Below are 17,251 nucleotides of genomic sequence, written 5' to 3' on the forward strand. Positions count from 1 at the left end.
ACTGCACCGCCTTGAACCTTCGACACACAGGACGTGCTAGTGTCACAAGACATGAGGCCGTGGCGTTTTTGTCGACGTGGTCCTTTTCATCCTCCTTTTTGAACACGCAATTGTAGTCTTAGTCTGTGAAGGAGGTGAATAGAATATCCTGTTAATTATCATAAACATGAAAAAGCATTAATTCATGAATTTGTTTGGTTATATCATTTATTACTTTTAAATCAGGATGATTGCCGTGCCAATCGATGCTACCATCCTTATTATAGTTTCCATTATATTTCGTTCCTTGATAATAGAAAGAAAAACTCCAGCCAGGAATTTTACTGCTATGATAAAGAGGTTTCCACTGAAAATGTGAGATCATCAATAAGTTCTCCTTAGGTAGTATTTGAAGGATTAGTAAAAACAGTTTAATACGCTTACACTTTTGTCCCTTTCATTATAAGGAGTTTGGTTAAATTTTCAAGCCCTTTCTCACGAATATAAGTCTCGTCAAATACCATTGGTTTTGAATTGATTTCATAAATATAAATTTCGCCATCAACGGAACGTCCAAGGTCAATTGAGAATTCCCCGATAAATTGGTCAATTTGCTCTGTAAGCTCTTTTCCAATCTCAAAAACAAGTTTTTGTAAAATGGCTTCATTAAAACGGCTGGATACCGATTCATACGGAATGATTGCCCCGCCATTTGGAACATGTGTGGTTACCCCATTCTCACCCGCAACTCGTACTCCAATACCGCTAATGATATACCCACTTTCGTCATAATGACATAATAGACGTAGGTCGTACCGCTTGCCTTTAAAAGTGTCAGCCTGAATGGCCTTTTGCAATAGATATTCCTCTTGTATAAACGATTCTTCAATTTTCTCCCAAAATGAGGCAAGGGATGAATAGCTTTGTTTTTCGTTTGGTGTTTCAACAATAAAAAGACTTTTCCTTTTTCTTATTCGGTAAAGGCCAATACCCTTATGACCAGTTGAACTTTTAATATAGAGATCCTGATGTTTTGTTATCATTTGTTTAAGGTCGCTTTCTTGTTTAAGAAGTAGAGTATCCGGAAGAAATGATGAAACAAATTTATTCTTTCGTAAAATTTGATAAACAGACCATTTTGAAAAAAAGAACGGGTTAAAAAAGGGAATACCATTTGTTCTAAAAAAAGAAACGATATCAATAAAATGCTTTGATTTCTCCATGTGACGATAAGGAACACGATTATACACAACGTCAGGAAGGGGTGTCCGGAGTTTGATCCATTTTTGTATGGGTTGGTAAAAGGTAAAGCATTCAACTGAATGTTCCTGTAAAGAATTTGGTGTCATAACGATTCCTAAGGCCCCTTCGGACTGTAAGGATGAAAGAATTCTTTTTAAATCTTTGAGATTTCCAACAAAGGAATTGTCCTTGGAAGAACCGGTAAGAATCCCAATCAATGGTCCAACACGCTTTCCACTTTTCGAAACAGAAAAAGGGAGCGAATGCTCCTGCCTGCTCCCAACATAAGAAATGATTGTATTTTCCGTTCCGATATAAAGCCCATTCTCCTCCTCGCATTGATACCATTCCTGTTTTACGGTGTGATAGTAAATGGTGCTCATCTGAACACTTCCTCAGGGGCTTTAATCGTCGTTTCTGTTAAGTAAACAGCGTATTGTAGTGGGAGTCTGCTTGATAGTTTATCGTATTTTCTTAGCTTTGGATGAGAAAAAATCGAACGCCCCGGCTTTGAATTCGCTTCGAAAAGCCACACACTTCCATTCTTGTCAATACCTAAATCAAAACCAAGTTCCCCTATATGCCCTTTTTGTCGAGAATCAATAACTTCACTTAATAAAAGGGCTGCCTGGCTTAGTGAATCAGTGACTTTTTTGCATTCTTCGGCATCAGGAAAAATTTCAGTAAGTGTTCGGACCACGCCACCATTATTTAAATGTGTTGTCACACTGCCGCGACCTGCAATTTTTCCAGCCATCACGCTAACCTGCCATTTTCCTTTTTCATCTTTATTCGTATGAATACGAAAATCAATCGTTTTATGATCACTTCGAATTAAATGAATCCCTTGTTGGACAATATAATGTTCCAATCGTCTATTACGGAAATGAGTGTTAACAAATGACTCAATGGAAGTAAAACGTTGGAGACGATTTTTTCCGTCCGTATCACGAAATCTGCAATAATATTCATCCGTTTCACGATCAAACAGAATTTGATAGATACCTAAACCAAGACTTCCATTTGCTGGCTTAATGTATACATGCTGATATTTAGAAAGCATTCGTTCAATTAGTGAAAAGGTCGGACTTTTATGGGTTTCAGGTAAATACGTAGCGACACGGTGATCACCCTCTAATAACTGATGGATTTCCCATTTATCAAAAAATCCAGGATTAAACCATGGAATTAAGTATTCATCATGTAAACGTTGTTTTATTTCACTTAATGTTTTATGTTTTTCAGTCCGTCGGTTTGGAAGACGGTCATAGACAACATTAGGAAATGGAATTTCAATCGTTTCCCAGCCGTTATGGCTATGAAAAAGTCCATGAATGGTACCCTTATCCCAATCAATATGTTTCGCACCAAAAATAAATACATATGCTCCGACAGCTTTTTCTTGGGCCAATAGCTTTGCGAAAAACAGTGTTCGTTCCCCGATTGGGCGAATCATCGACTCACTAAAACCAGCTGTGAAAATTCCGACCAAAGGACCAATATAGAGATGATCCTCATGGATAATCACTTGCGTTGTACTTGTATAAGGAATTTTTAAGTTGTTAAAAATATCCTGGGAAATTTTAATTTCCTGTTGGTCAGTTTGAACGACCTTACATTCACAGGAGGACGTTCCAAAAAAGATACGCTTGATTGGTGTTTTTAGTTTGAAAGCTTTAGGAATATTCACGGTTCCTGTTACTTGTTCCGTAATTTTCATTGGAAGCGGTGTTCGCATTTATTACAACTCCTTTTTAAAGTGTCTAGCCTCATGCGCCACGGCTCTCTGGTCTAGCCAATCGCTTCTGAAGATAAAAGACACCTTCTGTCAGCGCTCGACTTATGTTTGTCGCGAATAGCGTGCGCCTTTTGCTATTCTAATTAGAATGTAGATACGTGCAATATTGTAATAATGTTGTATAAAGAGTTTCTTCTTGTTCCGGTCTCGTTTCTATAACTACCTTTCTACCTGGTTTTGAATTTGTATCTAATATCCAGAGGGCACCGTCCTTTGTAAGACCTAAATCAACTCCAAGTTCGAATAAGGGATTAAAATGTCCTTCAAGAACATCTGGTAACCTATTAATAATTGTATGAATATTATCCGAGAGTAATTGCCTTTGATTGAAAGACATTTTTTCTGTCCAACTCTCAAAGGAATGAGTTTCCCCACCGCCACCTAAATTTGAGATAAGATGCTCACGCAATCCTAGGCGGATTCCACGACCTTGTTCAATCCATACCCCTTGCGCATTTTTTTGAAGAAGAATTCGAATATCAAAAGGTCGGTTGTCTGCATCATGGAGAGGCAAATAGGTTTGAGTTAAATAGGGCTGGTGAGAAATGACACTATCAAGCCACTTTTTTAATTCCCCTCTTGTTTTAAACTGCTGCTTTTTTAGTTGATTTGCATCTTTATAGATCGCTTCAACATAATCCTGATGAAGAAAGAGACCAATAATCCCTTTTCCCATCGACCCTTTTTCTGGTTTTAGAATAAGTCGATGTTTTTTCATTAGGGTTCGAAGGATAGAAGAGGCGGAGAGTGCTTGTTCAGTTGAAGGGATATAAGGTGATAATTTCTCATCTTGACTTAAAATTTTATAAATCTCCCATTTATTTGGCAGCCCTTGCCCTAGAAATAGATTGCCCGGCCTCCTTTTTAACCAGTTCATAATTGGTTGACTTTTCTTAGAGACATCATCATCTGAGTAGAAACAGCGGTCATATAAATATGTTGGAAGTTCAAACAGGCTTTTTTCCCATGCATGTGAAATCTCATTGTATTTTTCTCCTTGAATCATTTCAGAGGCTGGTTCGATAGAGGTTGGTGTAAATCGGAATAGTTGAATCCCGAATTCAGGCGCACGTTTAGCAAGTTCCGTTGCATAACCTTTTTCCTGATTCGGATAAAGAGTAACAAATCCCAGTGAAATCACAAGATTCTCCCCTTTCTTTTATCCTATTTTTGATTGATCATGTTGGTTGGAAAGGAAGAGACAATGCTGCAGAAGCGCTTTTGCGCTTGGGCGAATTTTGTTAGATAATTTATCCTGTTCCTGATTTTTTGATGGTTTCGTATTAACCTCTATAATTGTTGGCTTTCCAGTTTCATCGAGAGCAAGGTCAATCCCTAACTCCGCAAATAATCCGTCCGCTGTTCCATCAATAATTTCAGCAACTTCAAGTGCTAAGTCTCTTATTAATCTCTTAATATGCGGAATCTCTTTCATTTCAAAGTTTTCGAGAAGGACGCTGTGGACCTTTTGAATTTCTCCACCTCTTGCCAGGTTTGAAACAAATTCATCCTTTGAAGATACACGTGCAACAATCGAGGTTAGTTGCCATTTTTCACTGGCTTGTTTTTGACAAAGTACCCGAAAATCCAATGGCTTTTCTTTATAGGAAAGAAGCGGAATACATTGTTGAACGATGAAAGTATGCTGTTTTAGCCTTGAGAATAAAGATTGAAAGAGGGAAGGGAAGCTTTGATGGACCGTCTCGATGTCACCTGAGAACGTTGTATAATCTAAAAAATACGTATCTTCATCCGTTTTTTGAATCCGAAAAATATTTCTCCCCTGGCTCCCATGGACCGGTTTTACAAATACACATTGATATTTTTCAAGCATTTCAAAGAGAACATCTTTATTTGTTAAAAGCATGGTATCAGGTAGGTATGAATGGAGATGCTCATTATCATATAGCATTTCGTGTACTTCCCATTTATTCAGAAAATGATCATTAAAATATGGGATATTGTTCATTTGCAGTTCATTTGTAAAATCGATAAAACTCGAGTGTTGCTCTCGCTTGCGTGAGTGAATCCGATTGTGAACCACATGAGGGTAGGGAACAGAAGATTTTTTCCATATTCCATCGATAAAGATGTACCCTTTTTGGTCATAAAATGTATTTAAGGTAAAAACGTAGAAAAGCACTCCGATTTCGCTTGCGTAGAGTGAAATTTCCTCGCAAAACTCTCCGATTGAACCAAATGATACCTGGTTGTTTTTTTCTGTTGCTTCCGTTAATAGCCCGATAACGGGACCCATTTCTAGTTTGTCATTTGCTTTTTTGAATAACGTTATTGAAAAGTTCTCAGGAGGAAGCTGTAATTCTTTTAATATGAAAGTTGGACATTGAATGACAGGCTCGCTCTCATTAATAGATACGATATTTACCATAAGACTATTCCTGTTACAGTATAATTCAATTGTCTGTTCCTTTTGTAAGCCAAACTTCTTAATAATGATGTCACTCATTTTTATTTGTAAAAAGGAATCCTGCTCGTCAGAAACAGGAATCACCTCGATAAGAATTTTTTTCGTCATCATGATAACCCCATTTGCGTAACTTGACGTTCAAACACTATAATTGATAAGGTGAAAAACAATTTTGTTTCAATATATAGGCAAATGTCTGATATCGTATCGTATGAAAAGACAATAAAAACTGTGAAAAAAAATTAACTTTATTCAGTAGAAGTCCTTTATTTCTATAAGTGGTATGAAATAGTTTGGGGTAAACAATATAGTGGAAATTATTCCTTGCAGAATAAAGTTAAGCCTTCGGCGGATTCCACGATTTTTAAAAGGACATTTTCCGAGCATATGATCAAAGACTAAAAATGCCAAGTTCTTTGGTAACGTCTTTTTGACCCACAGCGTGTGAGCCTAAAAAAATCGGGCAAATACCGCCTTGGTGTATTTGATATTAAGTTAACAAAGGGTGATCTGTATGAACGTTTTTTTAATGATTGTATTAATGATGGTGATTGGAGCCATTATTGGAGGAGTTACGAATTCATTGGCCATTAAGATGTTATTTCGGCCATATAAAGCCATCTATATTGGTGGAAAACGCCTTCCATTTACTCCTGGATTAATCCCGAAGCGTAGGGATGAGTTAGCAAGGCAAATGGGAAGAACCGTGGTAGAGCATCTTTTAACTCCAGAAAGTCTAAAGAAAAAATTACTGGATGAAAGTTTTGTTGCCAACATCGAAGGTTGGGCGAAAGAAGAGGTTTCTAAACTGCTGGATACTGAGAAAAATTTAGTCGAGATTGCTGGACAAGTTGGGATATATAATCTTGATGAACGTGCAGAGGAGCAACTAACTAACCTTATTGAAACCAAATTTAAAAGTCTTTTACATGAAATGGGCCAAAAGGAAATAGGCAATGTCATTCCTGAGGAGCTACTTTCAACTATCGAAAAAAGATTTCCAGCGGTCGCGGAATATATAACCGAAAAAGGTATAGAGTATTTCGAAAGTGAGGAAGGGAAACTTCGACTAAAAAGAATGATCGATGAGTTCCTATCGACCCGTGGAATGCTTGGAAATATGGTACAAATGTTTTTAGGAAACACAAGCTTAATAGATAAGATCCAACCTGAAATTATAAAATTTCTATCAAACCCGGGGACAAAGGAGCTTATACAATCTTTGATTGAAAAAGAGTGGAATAAGGTAAAATCCTGGGAGGTTAATATAATTGTTGAGCAGGTAGGGTCAGAAAAAATTCTTTCATTCCTAAAGGAACAGTCTCTAAACATCTTCCCTGTTAAGAAGTATCTTAAAACTCCTGCAAATGAGGTATTACTACCTTACAAAGAAAGAATCCTTGAGACGATAGTTCCTAAAGGGATTGAGATGGCCGGCGAATTTGTGGCAAATCGTATTGAGAAAATGATGAAAAGCCTAAAGCTCGAGGAAATTGTAAAGGATCAGGTTGGAACATTTTCTGTAGAGCGACTAGAGGAAATGGTGTTAGGTATTTCTAAACGAGAATTCAAGATGATTACCTATTTAGGAGCACTTCTAGGTGGAATCATTGGAATTCTTCAAGGGATTATTGCACAGTTTCTACAATAAACATAAACATAAGCAAATCGCTCTGTATAGAATATCTTAAAATATCCACTCTATTTTTTAGATGAGGGTGAATTATATGGAAATGTTTGTTATAGTGGAAAAGAACCATTTTGCTCGTAATAAATCTGGATAAAGGAGGTAGGTAAAATGGGTGTAAATTTATATGATGTTGCTTATGGTGTTGAAAAGGCGATTCGTGAGAGTGATGAGTTTAAACAACTAAAGCATTTATATGATCAAGTGAATAACGACGAAGGTGCGAAGAAATTATTTGAAAGCTTTCGAAATATTCAGTTATCCCTTCAACAAAAACAAATGATGGGTGAAGATATTTCACAAGAAGAAGTAGAACAGGCTCAGAGACAAGTTGCACTTGTTCAACAACATGATACAATTGCAAAACTTATGGAAGCAGAGCAGCGAATGAGCGTTGTTATCGGCGAATTAAATCAAATCATGCTTAAACCACTTGAAGAATTATACGGAAGTATGGATCAACAATAAGACTTCTTTGGAACCTACGCCAATATGGTGAGGGTTCTTTTTTTTGCTCATATATGTGAAACATTAAGTTTCACATGTTGTCGTCCATTTTTCTATATTAGTCTTTTGTTCTAATCAGTTTCATTTTTTCATAACCATATGTATAGGGGACGCCCAACTGAGAAGGAGGACCTGCCATATGTATAGGTTACTAGCAATAAATGTGGATGGCACATTACTACGTCCAAACGGTCGGCTTCAAAGTGGTACAAAGGAAGCCATCGATTTCGTCCGTGCAAAGGAAGTTTATGTGACTCTCATAACAAGACGTCACTTCCCATCGACAAAAAAAATCGCAAAAGCATTAAAGCTGAACTCATTGCTAATTACGCATAATGGAGGATTCATCAGTGATAACCTTGATGAACCTATTTATGTAAAACGTATTTCAGAAGAGAAAACATTTAATATTGTCCAGGTATTAGAAAACTTTAAATGTAGCATTCGCCTCCAACATGAAAAGTTTTCAATTGGCAATCGCGTAAGATTCCCTGGTAATTTAATCGCAAAAGCAATGTTTGGTTCTGGTGATCCACTCTTTTATCCAATGCAGTTTGTCGATTCGCTTGGGGATTATTTAACAGACAATCCTGTTGCACCACCTAAGATTGAGGTCTATTCACAAAGTGAAAATGAACTGAGGGCAATTAGAGAAACAGTGACTGAGCATTTCAATGACATTCAAGTGGATCTAACAGAACCACATAAGCTAGAAATCACTCCTTTTGGGGTTTCTAAGCTTAATGGATTAAAAACGTTAGCTAATCACTTAGATATTCCTTTGCATGAAGCAGTTGTTATTGGAGATTCAATAGATGATATTGAAATCATTGAATCTGCTGGCTTAGGGGTTGCAATGTGGAATGCACCGAAGGAAGTGAAATTTGCTGCTGACTGGGTGACTCGGTCCAACAATATGAATGGCGTCTCCTATATGATTAAAGAGCATTTCCGTAAGCAGCAAAGAATTGACTTCTTAAAACAAATTAAGATTGAAAAATAGAGTTGGGCTTGCCTCCACGGTTTGTGGGGGTTTTTTTATAGGGAGAATGCAGAAACAAAAACTACCCAAAATTCTCATATTGATTAAAAAAGGTACATTCTGTACACTTAAATAAGTATTTTTTTGAAAAGGTGATACAAATTATGCGAATATTATTCAAAGGGCTCGGGGATGACAGGTTTTTACGACCACTACAGCTCATCACGAATCTTTTTTATGAAGAAAGTGAACTCTCAATTAGTGAGTTAGATAATCCTGAGCTATTAATAGACTTCCAATATGAATATAATAGTCCTGTCATAACAACATATGCCAAACTGACTGACATCAAATCCGGGAACGAATTTAAGGGAAGCTATCGTAAGGAATTTCCTCCATTTGAGAATGACAAAGAACTATTTAAAAAGATTAAAAATGCAGTCTCACATGTATATGTAATGGTGATGCAAGATTTTACAGGTATTACTCAGCCATGGGGAATGCTTACTGGCGTGCGTCCAACAAAACTGTTACACAAAAAGGTTCGAGAGGGAAAATCTCATGAGGTAGCACACAAAGAGCTGAAAGAAGATTACTTAATTACAGATGAAAAACTTGAATTAATGCTCCAAATTGTTGACCGCCAACTCACAATGGTTCCTGATTTATATCAACTACAAAACGAAGTAAGTATTTATATTGGGATTCCTTTCTGCCCAACAAAATGTGCCTATTGTACATTTCCTGCCTATGCGATCAATGGAAGACAAGGTTCGGTTAATTCCTTCCTAGGTGGACTTCATTATGAGATGCGTGAGATGGGGCGTTGGTTGAAGGAAAATCACATTAATATTACAACCGTATATTATGGTGGCGGAACTCCAACAAGTATCACGGCAGAAGAGATGGACATGCTGTATGAAGAAATGTACCAATCCTTCCCAAATGTGAAAAACATTCGTGAAATTACAGTTGAAGCGGGAAGACCGGACACAATTACACCGGAAAAACTAGACGTCCTAAAGAAGTGGAATATTGACCGTATCAGTATTAATCCTCAGTCCTATATACAGGAAACACTGAAAGCGATTGGCCGTCATCACACGGTTGAAGAAACAGTAGAAAAGTTTCATCTTGCACGAAATATGGGGATGAACAATATCAACATGGACTTAATCATTGGCCTTCCGGGCGAAGGAGTAGAAGAGTTCAATTATACCCTTTCAGAAACAAAAAAGCTTATGCCAGAGTCACTAACTGTTCATACTTTATCCTTTAAGCGTGCGTCTGAAATGACACGAAATAAGAAAAAATATAAGGTTGCCGGCCGTGAGGAAATTACAGAGATGATGAATAATGCTTCAACATGGACAAAGGAACACGGGTATGTCCCATATTATTTATATCGAATGAAGAACATACTTGGAAACTTAGAGAATGTTGGCTATTCACTACCAGGGCAAGAGAGTATCTACAATATTATGATTATGGAAGAAATGCAAACAATCATCGGCTTAGGCTGTGGGGCAGCTAGCAAATTTATTGATCCTATGACAGGGAAGATTACTCAATTTGCAAACCCGAAGGATCCGAAATCCTATAATGATCATTTTATTGAATACACGAACAAAAAGATTGAGATTTTAGACGATTTGTTTGGAGTAGCAAAAGGGGTATAGGAAACTATGCCTCTTTTTTTTCGTTCAAAAAGGAGGATTTTTCTTAATAATGAGGAATTATTCAAGTACTGGAACTCATAAAGTTAAACAGACTCCTTTTCATTAAAATGTAAACGCTTTCTATTTTGTTTCTATTAGACAAGACTTTCACAAAAATACCACATTATATTTACCCATCATGAAACATACATTGATAAAAACAAACCCTTATTACTAGGAGGGATAATAATGACGGCACGTTATTTACAAGACGAGCATCATATGTTTCGGGATGCCTTTCAAAAGTTTCTTGAAAAAGAAGCATATCCCTTTTATAACGATTGGGAAAAAAACGGGATAATCCCTCGTTCTTTTTGGACGAAAATGGGAGAGAATGGCTTTTTATGTCCATGGGTTGATGAAAAATATGGAGGCCTTAATGCTGATTTTGGCTATACTGTCGTCATTAACGAAGAGCTTGAACGAGTTGGAGCAAGCATGATAGGAATAGGACTTCATAGTGATATCGTGGTCCCTTATTTAAATGAATATGGCACAGAGGAACAAAAACAAAGATGGTTGCCAACATGTATATCAGGTGAAATGATTACAGCAATAGCGATGACAGAGCCAGGTGCTGGTTCTGATTTGGCAGGGATTAAAACGACTGCTGTAAAGAAAGGTGACCATTACATTGTAAACGGTCAGAAAACATTTATAACAAACGGCATTCATGCGGATCTAGTCGTTGTTGTTTGTAAAACAGATCCGAAAGAAAAACATAAAGGAATTAGTTTGTTAGCAATTGAAAAAGATACCCCAGGATTTACTCGTGGAAGGAAACTCGATAAGGTTGGTCTTCATGCCCAAGATACAGCAGAACTGATTTTTGAAGATGCAATTGTTCCTGCTGAAAATCTTATTGGAATTGAGGGGAAGGGCTTTTATTACTTGATGCAACAGCTCCAGCAAGAACGATTAATTGTTGCAATATCCGCTCAAATTGCAGCTGAAACAATGCTAAAGCTAACAATGAAATATGTTAAAGAGCGTGATGCTTTTGGACGGTCAATTAGTAAATTCCAACATATTCAATTTAGACTTGCAGAGATGGCAACTGAAGTTGAAATAGGTAGAACCTTTTTAGATGATTTGATTGAGAAACATATCGCAGGAAAGGATGTGGTGACAAAGGTTTCCATGGCAAAATGGTGGTTAACCGATATGGCAAAAAAAGTGGCAGCCGAATGTATGCACCTACATGGTGGATACGGATATATGGAGGAATACGAGATAGCGAGACGGTATCGTGACACACCAGTATCGGCGATTTATGCAGGGACAAATGAAATCATGAAAACGATAATCGCAAAAAATATGGGGCTATAAGTTTACGAGAGTAACTTGCCTTTTTCAAATAATTTTGAAGTGGGGGAATGGATTATGATGAATGTACCATTGCTAGTTTCATCAATGCTCGAGCGTGCAGAGAGGTATTTTCCAAAGAAAACCGTTGTTTCGAGAACTTCAAATGGAATTGTAACTCATACTTATAAAGAGATAGGTGAACGAACAAGAAGATTATCAAGTGCACTTGACAAAATCGGGGTAAGTAAAGGTGAGCGTGTCGGAACATTAGCATGGAATCATCATCGTCATCTAGAAGCTTATTTTGCGATACCTGGTATTGGTGCAGTTCTTCATACCATCAATATCCGCCTTTCACCTGCGCATATAGTCTACATCATCAATCACGCAGAAGATAAGGTACTGCTTTTTGATGAAGATCTACTTCCATTATTAGAAAAGGTTAAGGATCAATTAAAAACAGTTGAGGCGTTCATCATTATGACTGATAAGGATGAATTGCCAGAAACAAACCTAGAACCACTTTATCATTATGAAAAAATTGTAAATGAAGGGAACCCTACTTTCGAATTTAAGAAAGACCTTGATGAAAATGATCCTGTAGGGATGTGCTACACCTCTGCAACAACTGGTAATCCGAAAGGGGTTGTCTATTCAAATCGCGGAGTTGTCTTACACAGTATGGCACTAGGTTTAGCTGATGGTTCAGGATTGACGGAAAGTGATATTGCGATGCCAGTTGTTCCGATGTTCCACGTAAATGCCTGGGGATTACCTTTTGCGGCGGTGTGGTTTGGAACCACTCTCGTTATGCCGGGACCCTATTTTACTCCAAAGGTATTGGCTGAATTAATAGATTCCGAGAAAGTAACAATGACTGCGGGTGTACCAACAATCTGGCTTGGTCTTCTTAATGAACTAGAACAAGGCAGCTACGATACAAGCAGTCTAACTCGTATTTTATGTGGTGGTTCTGCAGCTCCAAAGGGGCTTATTAAAGCGTTTGAATCAAAATACAAAATCCCGTTTATCCATGCTTATGGGATGACAGAAACAACGCCACTTGTTGTTTTGTCGCGTCTAAAAAGCTATCAAAATAATCTATCAGAAGACGAAAAATTAGAAATACGCTCGAAACAAGGCTCTATCGTCCCCCTCGTTGAAATGAAAGTTGTAGGGGCAAATGGAGAAGTGGCCAATGACGGTAAAGAAATGGGAGAGTTATTGTTAAGAGGAAATTGGATTGCGGATGAGTATTATAAGGATGAGCGAACAAACGAAGCGTTCCGAGATGGGTGGTTACATACCGGAGATGTAGTCACAGTAGATGAAGAAGGAATTGTGAAGATTGTTGATCGAACAAAGGATCTAATCAAGAGTGGTGGAGAATGGATATCCTCTGTTGATATTGAGAATGCACTTATGGCCCATGAGGCAGTATTTGAAGCGGCGGTTATTGCAGTACCGCATGAAAGATGGCAAGAACGGCCAGTTGCATGTGTAGTGTTAAAAGATGCTGCAAAGGACCAAATTACAAAGGATGAGCTATTTGAGTTTCTAAAGCCACAATTTGCGAAATGGTGGTTGCCAGATGACATCATCTTCATGGATGATATCCCGAAAACATCAGTAGGAAAGTTCTTGAAAAGGGCCCTTCGAGACCAACTGAAAGACCATCTATCACAAGTTAAGTAAACATATAGGACACCTCGAAAGAAACTGTATGAAGAGGTTCGGAACTAGATAAAACCAGGAGATGGCGTTATCACAAAGATGGAAAAGAGGTTCGGTATTGGGCAAAACTAGGAGATTGTGAATCTGCAAAGATGGAAAAGAGTTTAGGTATTGGGCAAAACTAGGAGATTGTGAACCTGCAAAGATGGAAAAGAGGTTAGGTATTGGGCAAAACTAGGAGATAGCGAACCCGCAAAGATAGAAAAGAGGTTCACAACTGGATAACTTTAGGAGATAGCGAACCCGGAAATTCGCAAACCCAATATAGAGGTAAAAATTCTGGGTAAATTTAGTAGATAACTAACTTGCAAAAGGGTCATCCAAAAACTTTGGATGACCTTATCAATTTGTTGAAAACGGTTTCTTTTAAGGTAATATCATTATATAATAGTAGAAACACCACTAAGGGGGCTTAATAATGGCAATCGAACAAGTAGAAAAAGTGTTTCTTCATATTGATGAGCGAGTAGCCTATCTTACTCTAAATCGCCCAGAAGCACTAAATTCGATGGATATTGAAATGCTTAACCAAATTTTACATAGTTTAAAAGAAGTAGCTGCCAACGATGGAGTGGATATCCTTGTATTGGCTGGTAGTGGACGAGGCTTTTCAGCTGGTGGAGATATTAAAACAATGTTAAGTTCAACTGACGAAAGTGCTTTTGCACCTGTGATGGAACTTATTTCAGAAATAATGAAAACGCTATACTTGTTACCGAAGCTAGTAATCAGCGCAATCCATGGACCCGCTGCTGGCCTTGGGTTAAGCTTTGCGTTAGGTGCTGATTACATCATAGCTGATCGACAATCCAGATTAGCTATGAACTTTATCGGAATCGGCCTAATTCCTGATGGTGGTGCACATTTCTTTCTTGAAAAAAGACTTGGCGAAGCAAGAGCAAAACATTTAATTTGGGAAGGAAAGCAATTGTCTCCTGGTGAAGCCTTGCACCTCGGATTAATTGATGAGGTTGCAGAGGAAGAACTGCAAACAGCAGTCATTCATAAGGTGAAAAAGTGGAAAAAGAAACCTGTACTTGCCATGATTCAAACTAAGTCTATCTACAATCAAATGCACTTACCAGAGCTTGAAAAAATATTGGAATTAGAAAAACACGGACAGTATGCAATGAGAAGTACGAAGGATCACCGTGAGGGCATTCAAGCCTTTTTAGAAAAAAGAAAACCAGTTTTTAAAGGTGAATAATGAAAAAATCCCGTTGAAAGCACAGCGGGATTTTTTAATAAATAAAAACAGGTACCCCAAATTGGGTGCCTGCCTAACGATGAAATAACACTAATTTTCCTGCTGTGCTTGTGCAACGATGTGTTGTTTCTAAATAGTTTTTTTCTATCAGTATTCTTTCGCCAGTTTCCTTTGCCTCTTTTTCAGTAGCAGCTTCAAATGTTTCTTCGAGTAATTTTTCTCCCGTTTTATCAAACACTGTTAACACATAGTTCATATCAGAGTCCCCCATAAATAAAGTTAAAATTCAGATACTTAAAGTGTAGTTGATTGCAAGTTCCAGCGCAATATATACAATAAATAAATGTGTTATGATAATTTTTGAAACTTTTTCCTAACTCATTCGTAAAAAACAACAGGAAAAGGAGGAGTCGAAATGGCATTACAGCTAGAAAATGTGACAAAACGATTCGGTAGCTTCACAGCAGTAGATAACCTATCAATCGAAATTCCTGAGCGTGAAATGTTTGGATTTCTAGGCGCCAATGGGGCAGGAAAGACAACAACATTTCGAATGATACTTGGATTATTAGATGCCAGTGATGGCCGAATTAGTTGGGATGGAAAAAAGATTAATTACGATACAAGCCATATGATTGGGTACTTACCAGAAGAAAGAGGACTTTACCCAAAAATGAAGGTGCGTGATCAACTTGTGTACCTTGCGAGACTACGCGGTATGCAAAAACAGGATATTTTAAAACAAATTGATTACTGGTTAGAACGATTTAAGGTTCCTGAATATGCGACAAAAAAAGTTGAGGAATTATCAAAAGGGAACCAGCAAAAAATACAGTTTATTGCATCTGTTATTCATAAGCCGAAGTTGCTAATTCTTGATGAACCATTCAGCGGGCTTGACCCTGTGAATGTAGAGCTTCTAAAAGAAGCCGTTGTGGATTTGAAAAATGAAGGGACCTCAATTGTATTTTCAAGTCACCGGATGGAACATGTTGAGGAATTATGTGAACATTTATGCATTATGCATCACGGTAAACCTGTTGTCCATGGTTCTCTAAAAGAAATTAAGCGTTCTTTTGGAAAGAAAAATGTCATCGTACATGCCGATTTTGATATCAGTCATTTAAAAACATTAGCAGGTGTAACAAGGGTGAAGGAAACTGCGGAGGGACTCAATTTACAGGTTGAAAGTGAACAAATATCACAAAAAATACTAGATTCTATAGTAGGAAAAGGCTTTGTTCGAAAGTTTGTATTAGAGGAACCTTCCTTAAATGATATTTTTATCGAAAAGGTAGGTGCTTCTTATGAATAAGTTTTGGATTATCCTTTTTCACACCTATGTGAGTAAATTAAAAACAAAATCATTTATTATTACGACATTGATAACGGCACTCATTATCTTTGGTCTAGCAAATATTCAAACCATCATTGACAAATTTGATGAAGATGAGACAACCCATGTAGCAGTTCTTAGCGAGTCAGATGAGCTTTATCAAGCGTATGAACAGACTTTATCAGCTATGTCTAGTGATATCGTCATTGAAAAAATGGAAGGGGCAGAAGAGAATGCCCAAGAACGGGTTACTAACGAAGAATTAACCGGTTATCTTATCCTAACTGAAAGTTCAGAGGGTCTACCAGAGGGAGTTTATAAGGCACCGTCGATAACAGATTCAGAAATCACTGGGCAACTAGAACAGGCTCTTCAACAGTTGAAGGTGACAATCGCAACCACAAAAGCGGGATTAACTCCAGATCAGATTAATCAATTGTATGCACCCGTCCAATTTGATAAAGTGGCCCTTGAAGAAAACGCAAAATCGGAAGAAGAACTTAATCAAGCGCGTGGTTTAGTATACGTCCTTTTATTTGTTATCTATTTTGCAGTCATCATGTATGCAAATATGATTGCGATGGAAGTTGCTACTGAAAAATCATCTCGTGTTATGGAAATATTGATTTCGAGTGTTTCTCCTATTAAGCAAATGTTCGGTAAGATACTTGGTATTGCATTATTGAGCCTAACTCAATTTGCTGTGATTTTATTGGTCGGATATGGCTCCTTAAAGCAAAGCATGGGTGGTATGGAGGGCGGATTTTTTGAAGTATTTGGTTTTGGCGATTTGCCCGTATCAACCTTTGTTTACGCTGGTGTTTTCTTCATTTTGGGATACTTCTTATATGCAACACTTGCGGCCTTCTTAGGGTCTTTAGTAAGTCGAATTGAAGATGTTCAACAAATGATCACACCGATGACCTTGTTAATCGTAGCCGCATTTATGATTGCAATGTTTGGGCTAACAAAACCGGAATCATCCGCGATTACAATTACTTCTTATATTCCATTTTTCGCACCAATGATCATGTTTCTTCGAGTTGGTATGCTAACACTTCCAACCTGGGAAATTGCATTATCAATTGGATTACTAGTTATAACAATAACTTTACTAGCGATATTTGGAGCTAGAGTCTACCGCGGAGGAGTACTAATGTACGGTAAATCATCCTCCTTCAAAGACATCAAAAAGGCTTTACAAATTACAAAGAATGATAAATAAGCTACAAGAATTAAACCGAGGGTAATTTACCTCGGTTTTTATATGATCTAAAACCAATATACACCCTGATAATCTCATATTAATAAGAACGTGCATTCGT

Annotated in this window: 15 protein-coding genes; 9 read left to right on the forward strand and 6 right to left on the reverse strand. The window is 37.5% G+C overall.

All coding sequences use genetic code 11. From position 1 onward, the window contains the following. Window positions 1–151: 151 nt before the first annotated feature. From AC6CHV_RS12395 to AC6CHV_RS12415, 5 genes are all read right to left on the reverse strand, one after another. Window positions 152–364 (reverse strand): DUF5342 family protein, encoded by a 213-nt coding sequence (locus tag AC6CHV_RS12395; RefSeq protein ID WP_121447110.1) that lies wholly within the window; start codon window positions 362–364, stop codon window positions 152–154. Window positions 365–419: 55 nt separating this feature from the next. After that, window positions 420–1,604 (reverse strand): YheC/YheD family endospore coat-associated protein, encoded by a 1,185-nt coding sequence (locus AC6CHV_RS12400; RefSeq protein ID WP_440274083.1) that lies wholly within the window; start codon window positions 1,602–1,604, stop codon window positions 420–422. Then, window positions 1,601–2,959: a YheC/YheD family endospore coat-associated protein gene (locus tag AC6CHV_RS12405; protein WP_341332513.1), complete on the reverse strand. Its 1,359-nt coding sequence runs from the start codon at window positions 2,957–2,959 to the stop codon at window positions 1,601–1,603. Before AC6CHV_RS12405 ends, AC6CHV_RS12400 begins: the two co-directional genes overlap by 4 nt. A gap of 139 nt (window positions 2,960–3,098) precedes the next feature. Beyond that, window positions 3,099–4,160 (reverse strand): YheC/YheD family endospore coat-associated protein, encoded by a 1,062-nt coding sequence (locus AC6CHV_RS12410; protein ID WP_341332512.1) that lies wholly within the window; start codon window positions 4,158–4,160, stop codon window positions 3,099–3,101. A gap of 18 nt (window positions 4,161–4,178) precedes the next feature. Continuing rightward, window positions 4,179–5,555: a YheC/YheD family endospore coat-associated protein gene (locus tag AC6CHV_RS12415; RefSeq protein WP_341332511.1), complete on the reverse strand. Its 1,377-nt coding sequence runs from the start codon at window positions 5,553–5,555 to the stop codon at window positions 4,179–4,181. A gap of 406 nt (window positions 5,556–5,961) precedes the next feature. On the opposite strand from AC6CHV_RS12415, the gene AC6CHV_RS12420 reads away from it, so the two are divergent. From AC6CHV_RS12420 to AC6CHV_RS12450, 7 genes are all read left to right on the forward strand, one after another. Beyond that, the gene (locus AC6CHV_RS12420; RefSeq protein ID WP_341332510.1) at window positions 5,962–7,098 is read left to right on the forward strand and encodes a DUF445 domain-containing protein; all 1,137 of its coding nucleotides are present in this window, start codon (window positions 5,962–5,964) and stop codon (window positions 7,096–7,098) included. Window positions 7,099–7,245: 147 nt separating this feature from the next. Further along, window positions 7,246–7,602 carry a YlbF/YmcA family competence regulator gene (locus AC6CHV_RS12425; protein WP_341332509.1) on the forward strand — a complete coding sequence of 119 codons (357 nt, stop codon included), beginning with the start codon at window positions 7,246–7,248 and terminating at the stop codon, window positions 7,600–7,602. Window positions 7,603–7,780: 178 nt separating this feature from the next. Beyond that, window positions 7,781–8,644, forward strand: a complete 864-nt coding sequence (locus tag AC6CHV_RS12430) for a Cof-type HAD-IIB family hydrolase (RefSeq protein ID WP_440274082.1) — start codon at window positions 7,781–7,783, stop codon at window positions 8,642–8,644. A gap of 143 nt (window positions 8,645–8,787) precedes the next feature. Continuing rightward, entirely contained in the window at window positions 8,788–10,302 is a 1,515-nt protein-coding gene (locus AC6CHV_RS12435; RefSeq protein WP_498078972.1) for a coproporphyrinogen III oxidase, read from the forward strand. Window positions 10,303–10,530: 228 nt separating this feature from the next. Then, on the forward strand, window positions 10,531–11,670 hold the full coding sequence (locus AC6CHV_RS12440) for an acyl-CoA dehydrogenase family protein (protein WP_498078973.1): 1,140 nt from the start codon (window positions 10,531–10,533) through the stop codon (window positions 11,668–11,670). 54 nt (window positions 11,671–11,724) lie between these two features. After that, window positions 11,725–13,344 (forward strand): long-chain-fatty-acid--CoA ligase, encoded by a 1,620-nt coding sequence (locus AC6CHV_RS12445; protein WP_498078974.1) that lies wholly within the window; start codon window positions 11,725–11,727, stop codon window positions 13,342–13,344. Between the two features lie 457 nt (window positions 13,345–13,801). After that, entirely contained in the window at window positions 13,802–14,590 is a 789-nt protein-coding gene (locus tag AC6CHV_RS12450) for an enoyl-CoA hydratase (RefSeq protein WP_498078975.1), read from the forward strand. Between the two features lie 73 nt (window positions 14,591–14,663). Here the strand turns inward: AC6CHV_RS12450 and AC6CHV_RS12455 are convergent, their stop codons facing one another. Next, window positions 14,664–14,846 carry a YhzD family protein gene (locus AC6CHV_RS12455; protein WP_341332494.1) on the reverse strand — a complete coding sequence of 61 codons (183 nt, stop codon included), beginning with the start codon at window positions 14,844–14,846 and terminating at the stop codon, window positions 14,664–14,666. A gap of 159 nt (window positions 14,847–15,005) precedes the next feature. Between AC6CHV_RS12455 and AC6CHV_RS12460 the strand changes: the two genes are divergently transcribed. Together AC6CHV_RS12460 and AC6CHV_RS12465 are read left to right on the forward strand one after the other, a co-directional pair. Next, window positions 15,006–15,905, forward strand: a complete 900-nt coding sequence (locus AC6CHV_RS12460; RefSeq protein WP_341332493.1) for an ABC transporter ATP-binding protein — start codon at window positions 15,006–15,008, stop codon at window positions 15,903–15,905. Beyond that, window positions 15,898–17,151: an ABC transporter permease gene (locus AC6CHV_RS12465; protein ID WP_440274816.1), complete on the forward strand. Its 1,254-nt coding sequence runs from the start codon at window positions 15,898–15,900 to the stop codon at window positions 17,149–17,151. The genes AC6CHV_RS12460 and AC6CHV_RS12465 overlap by 8 nt, the downstream gene beginning before the upstream one ends. Window positions 17,152–17,251: the final 100 nt, after the last annotated feature.

The sequence above is a fragment of the Ferdinandcohnia sp. GQ5 genome (assembly GCF_059759275.1).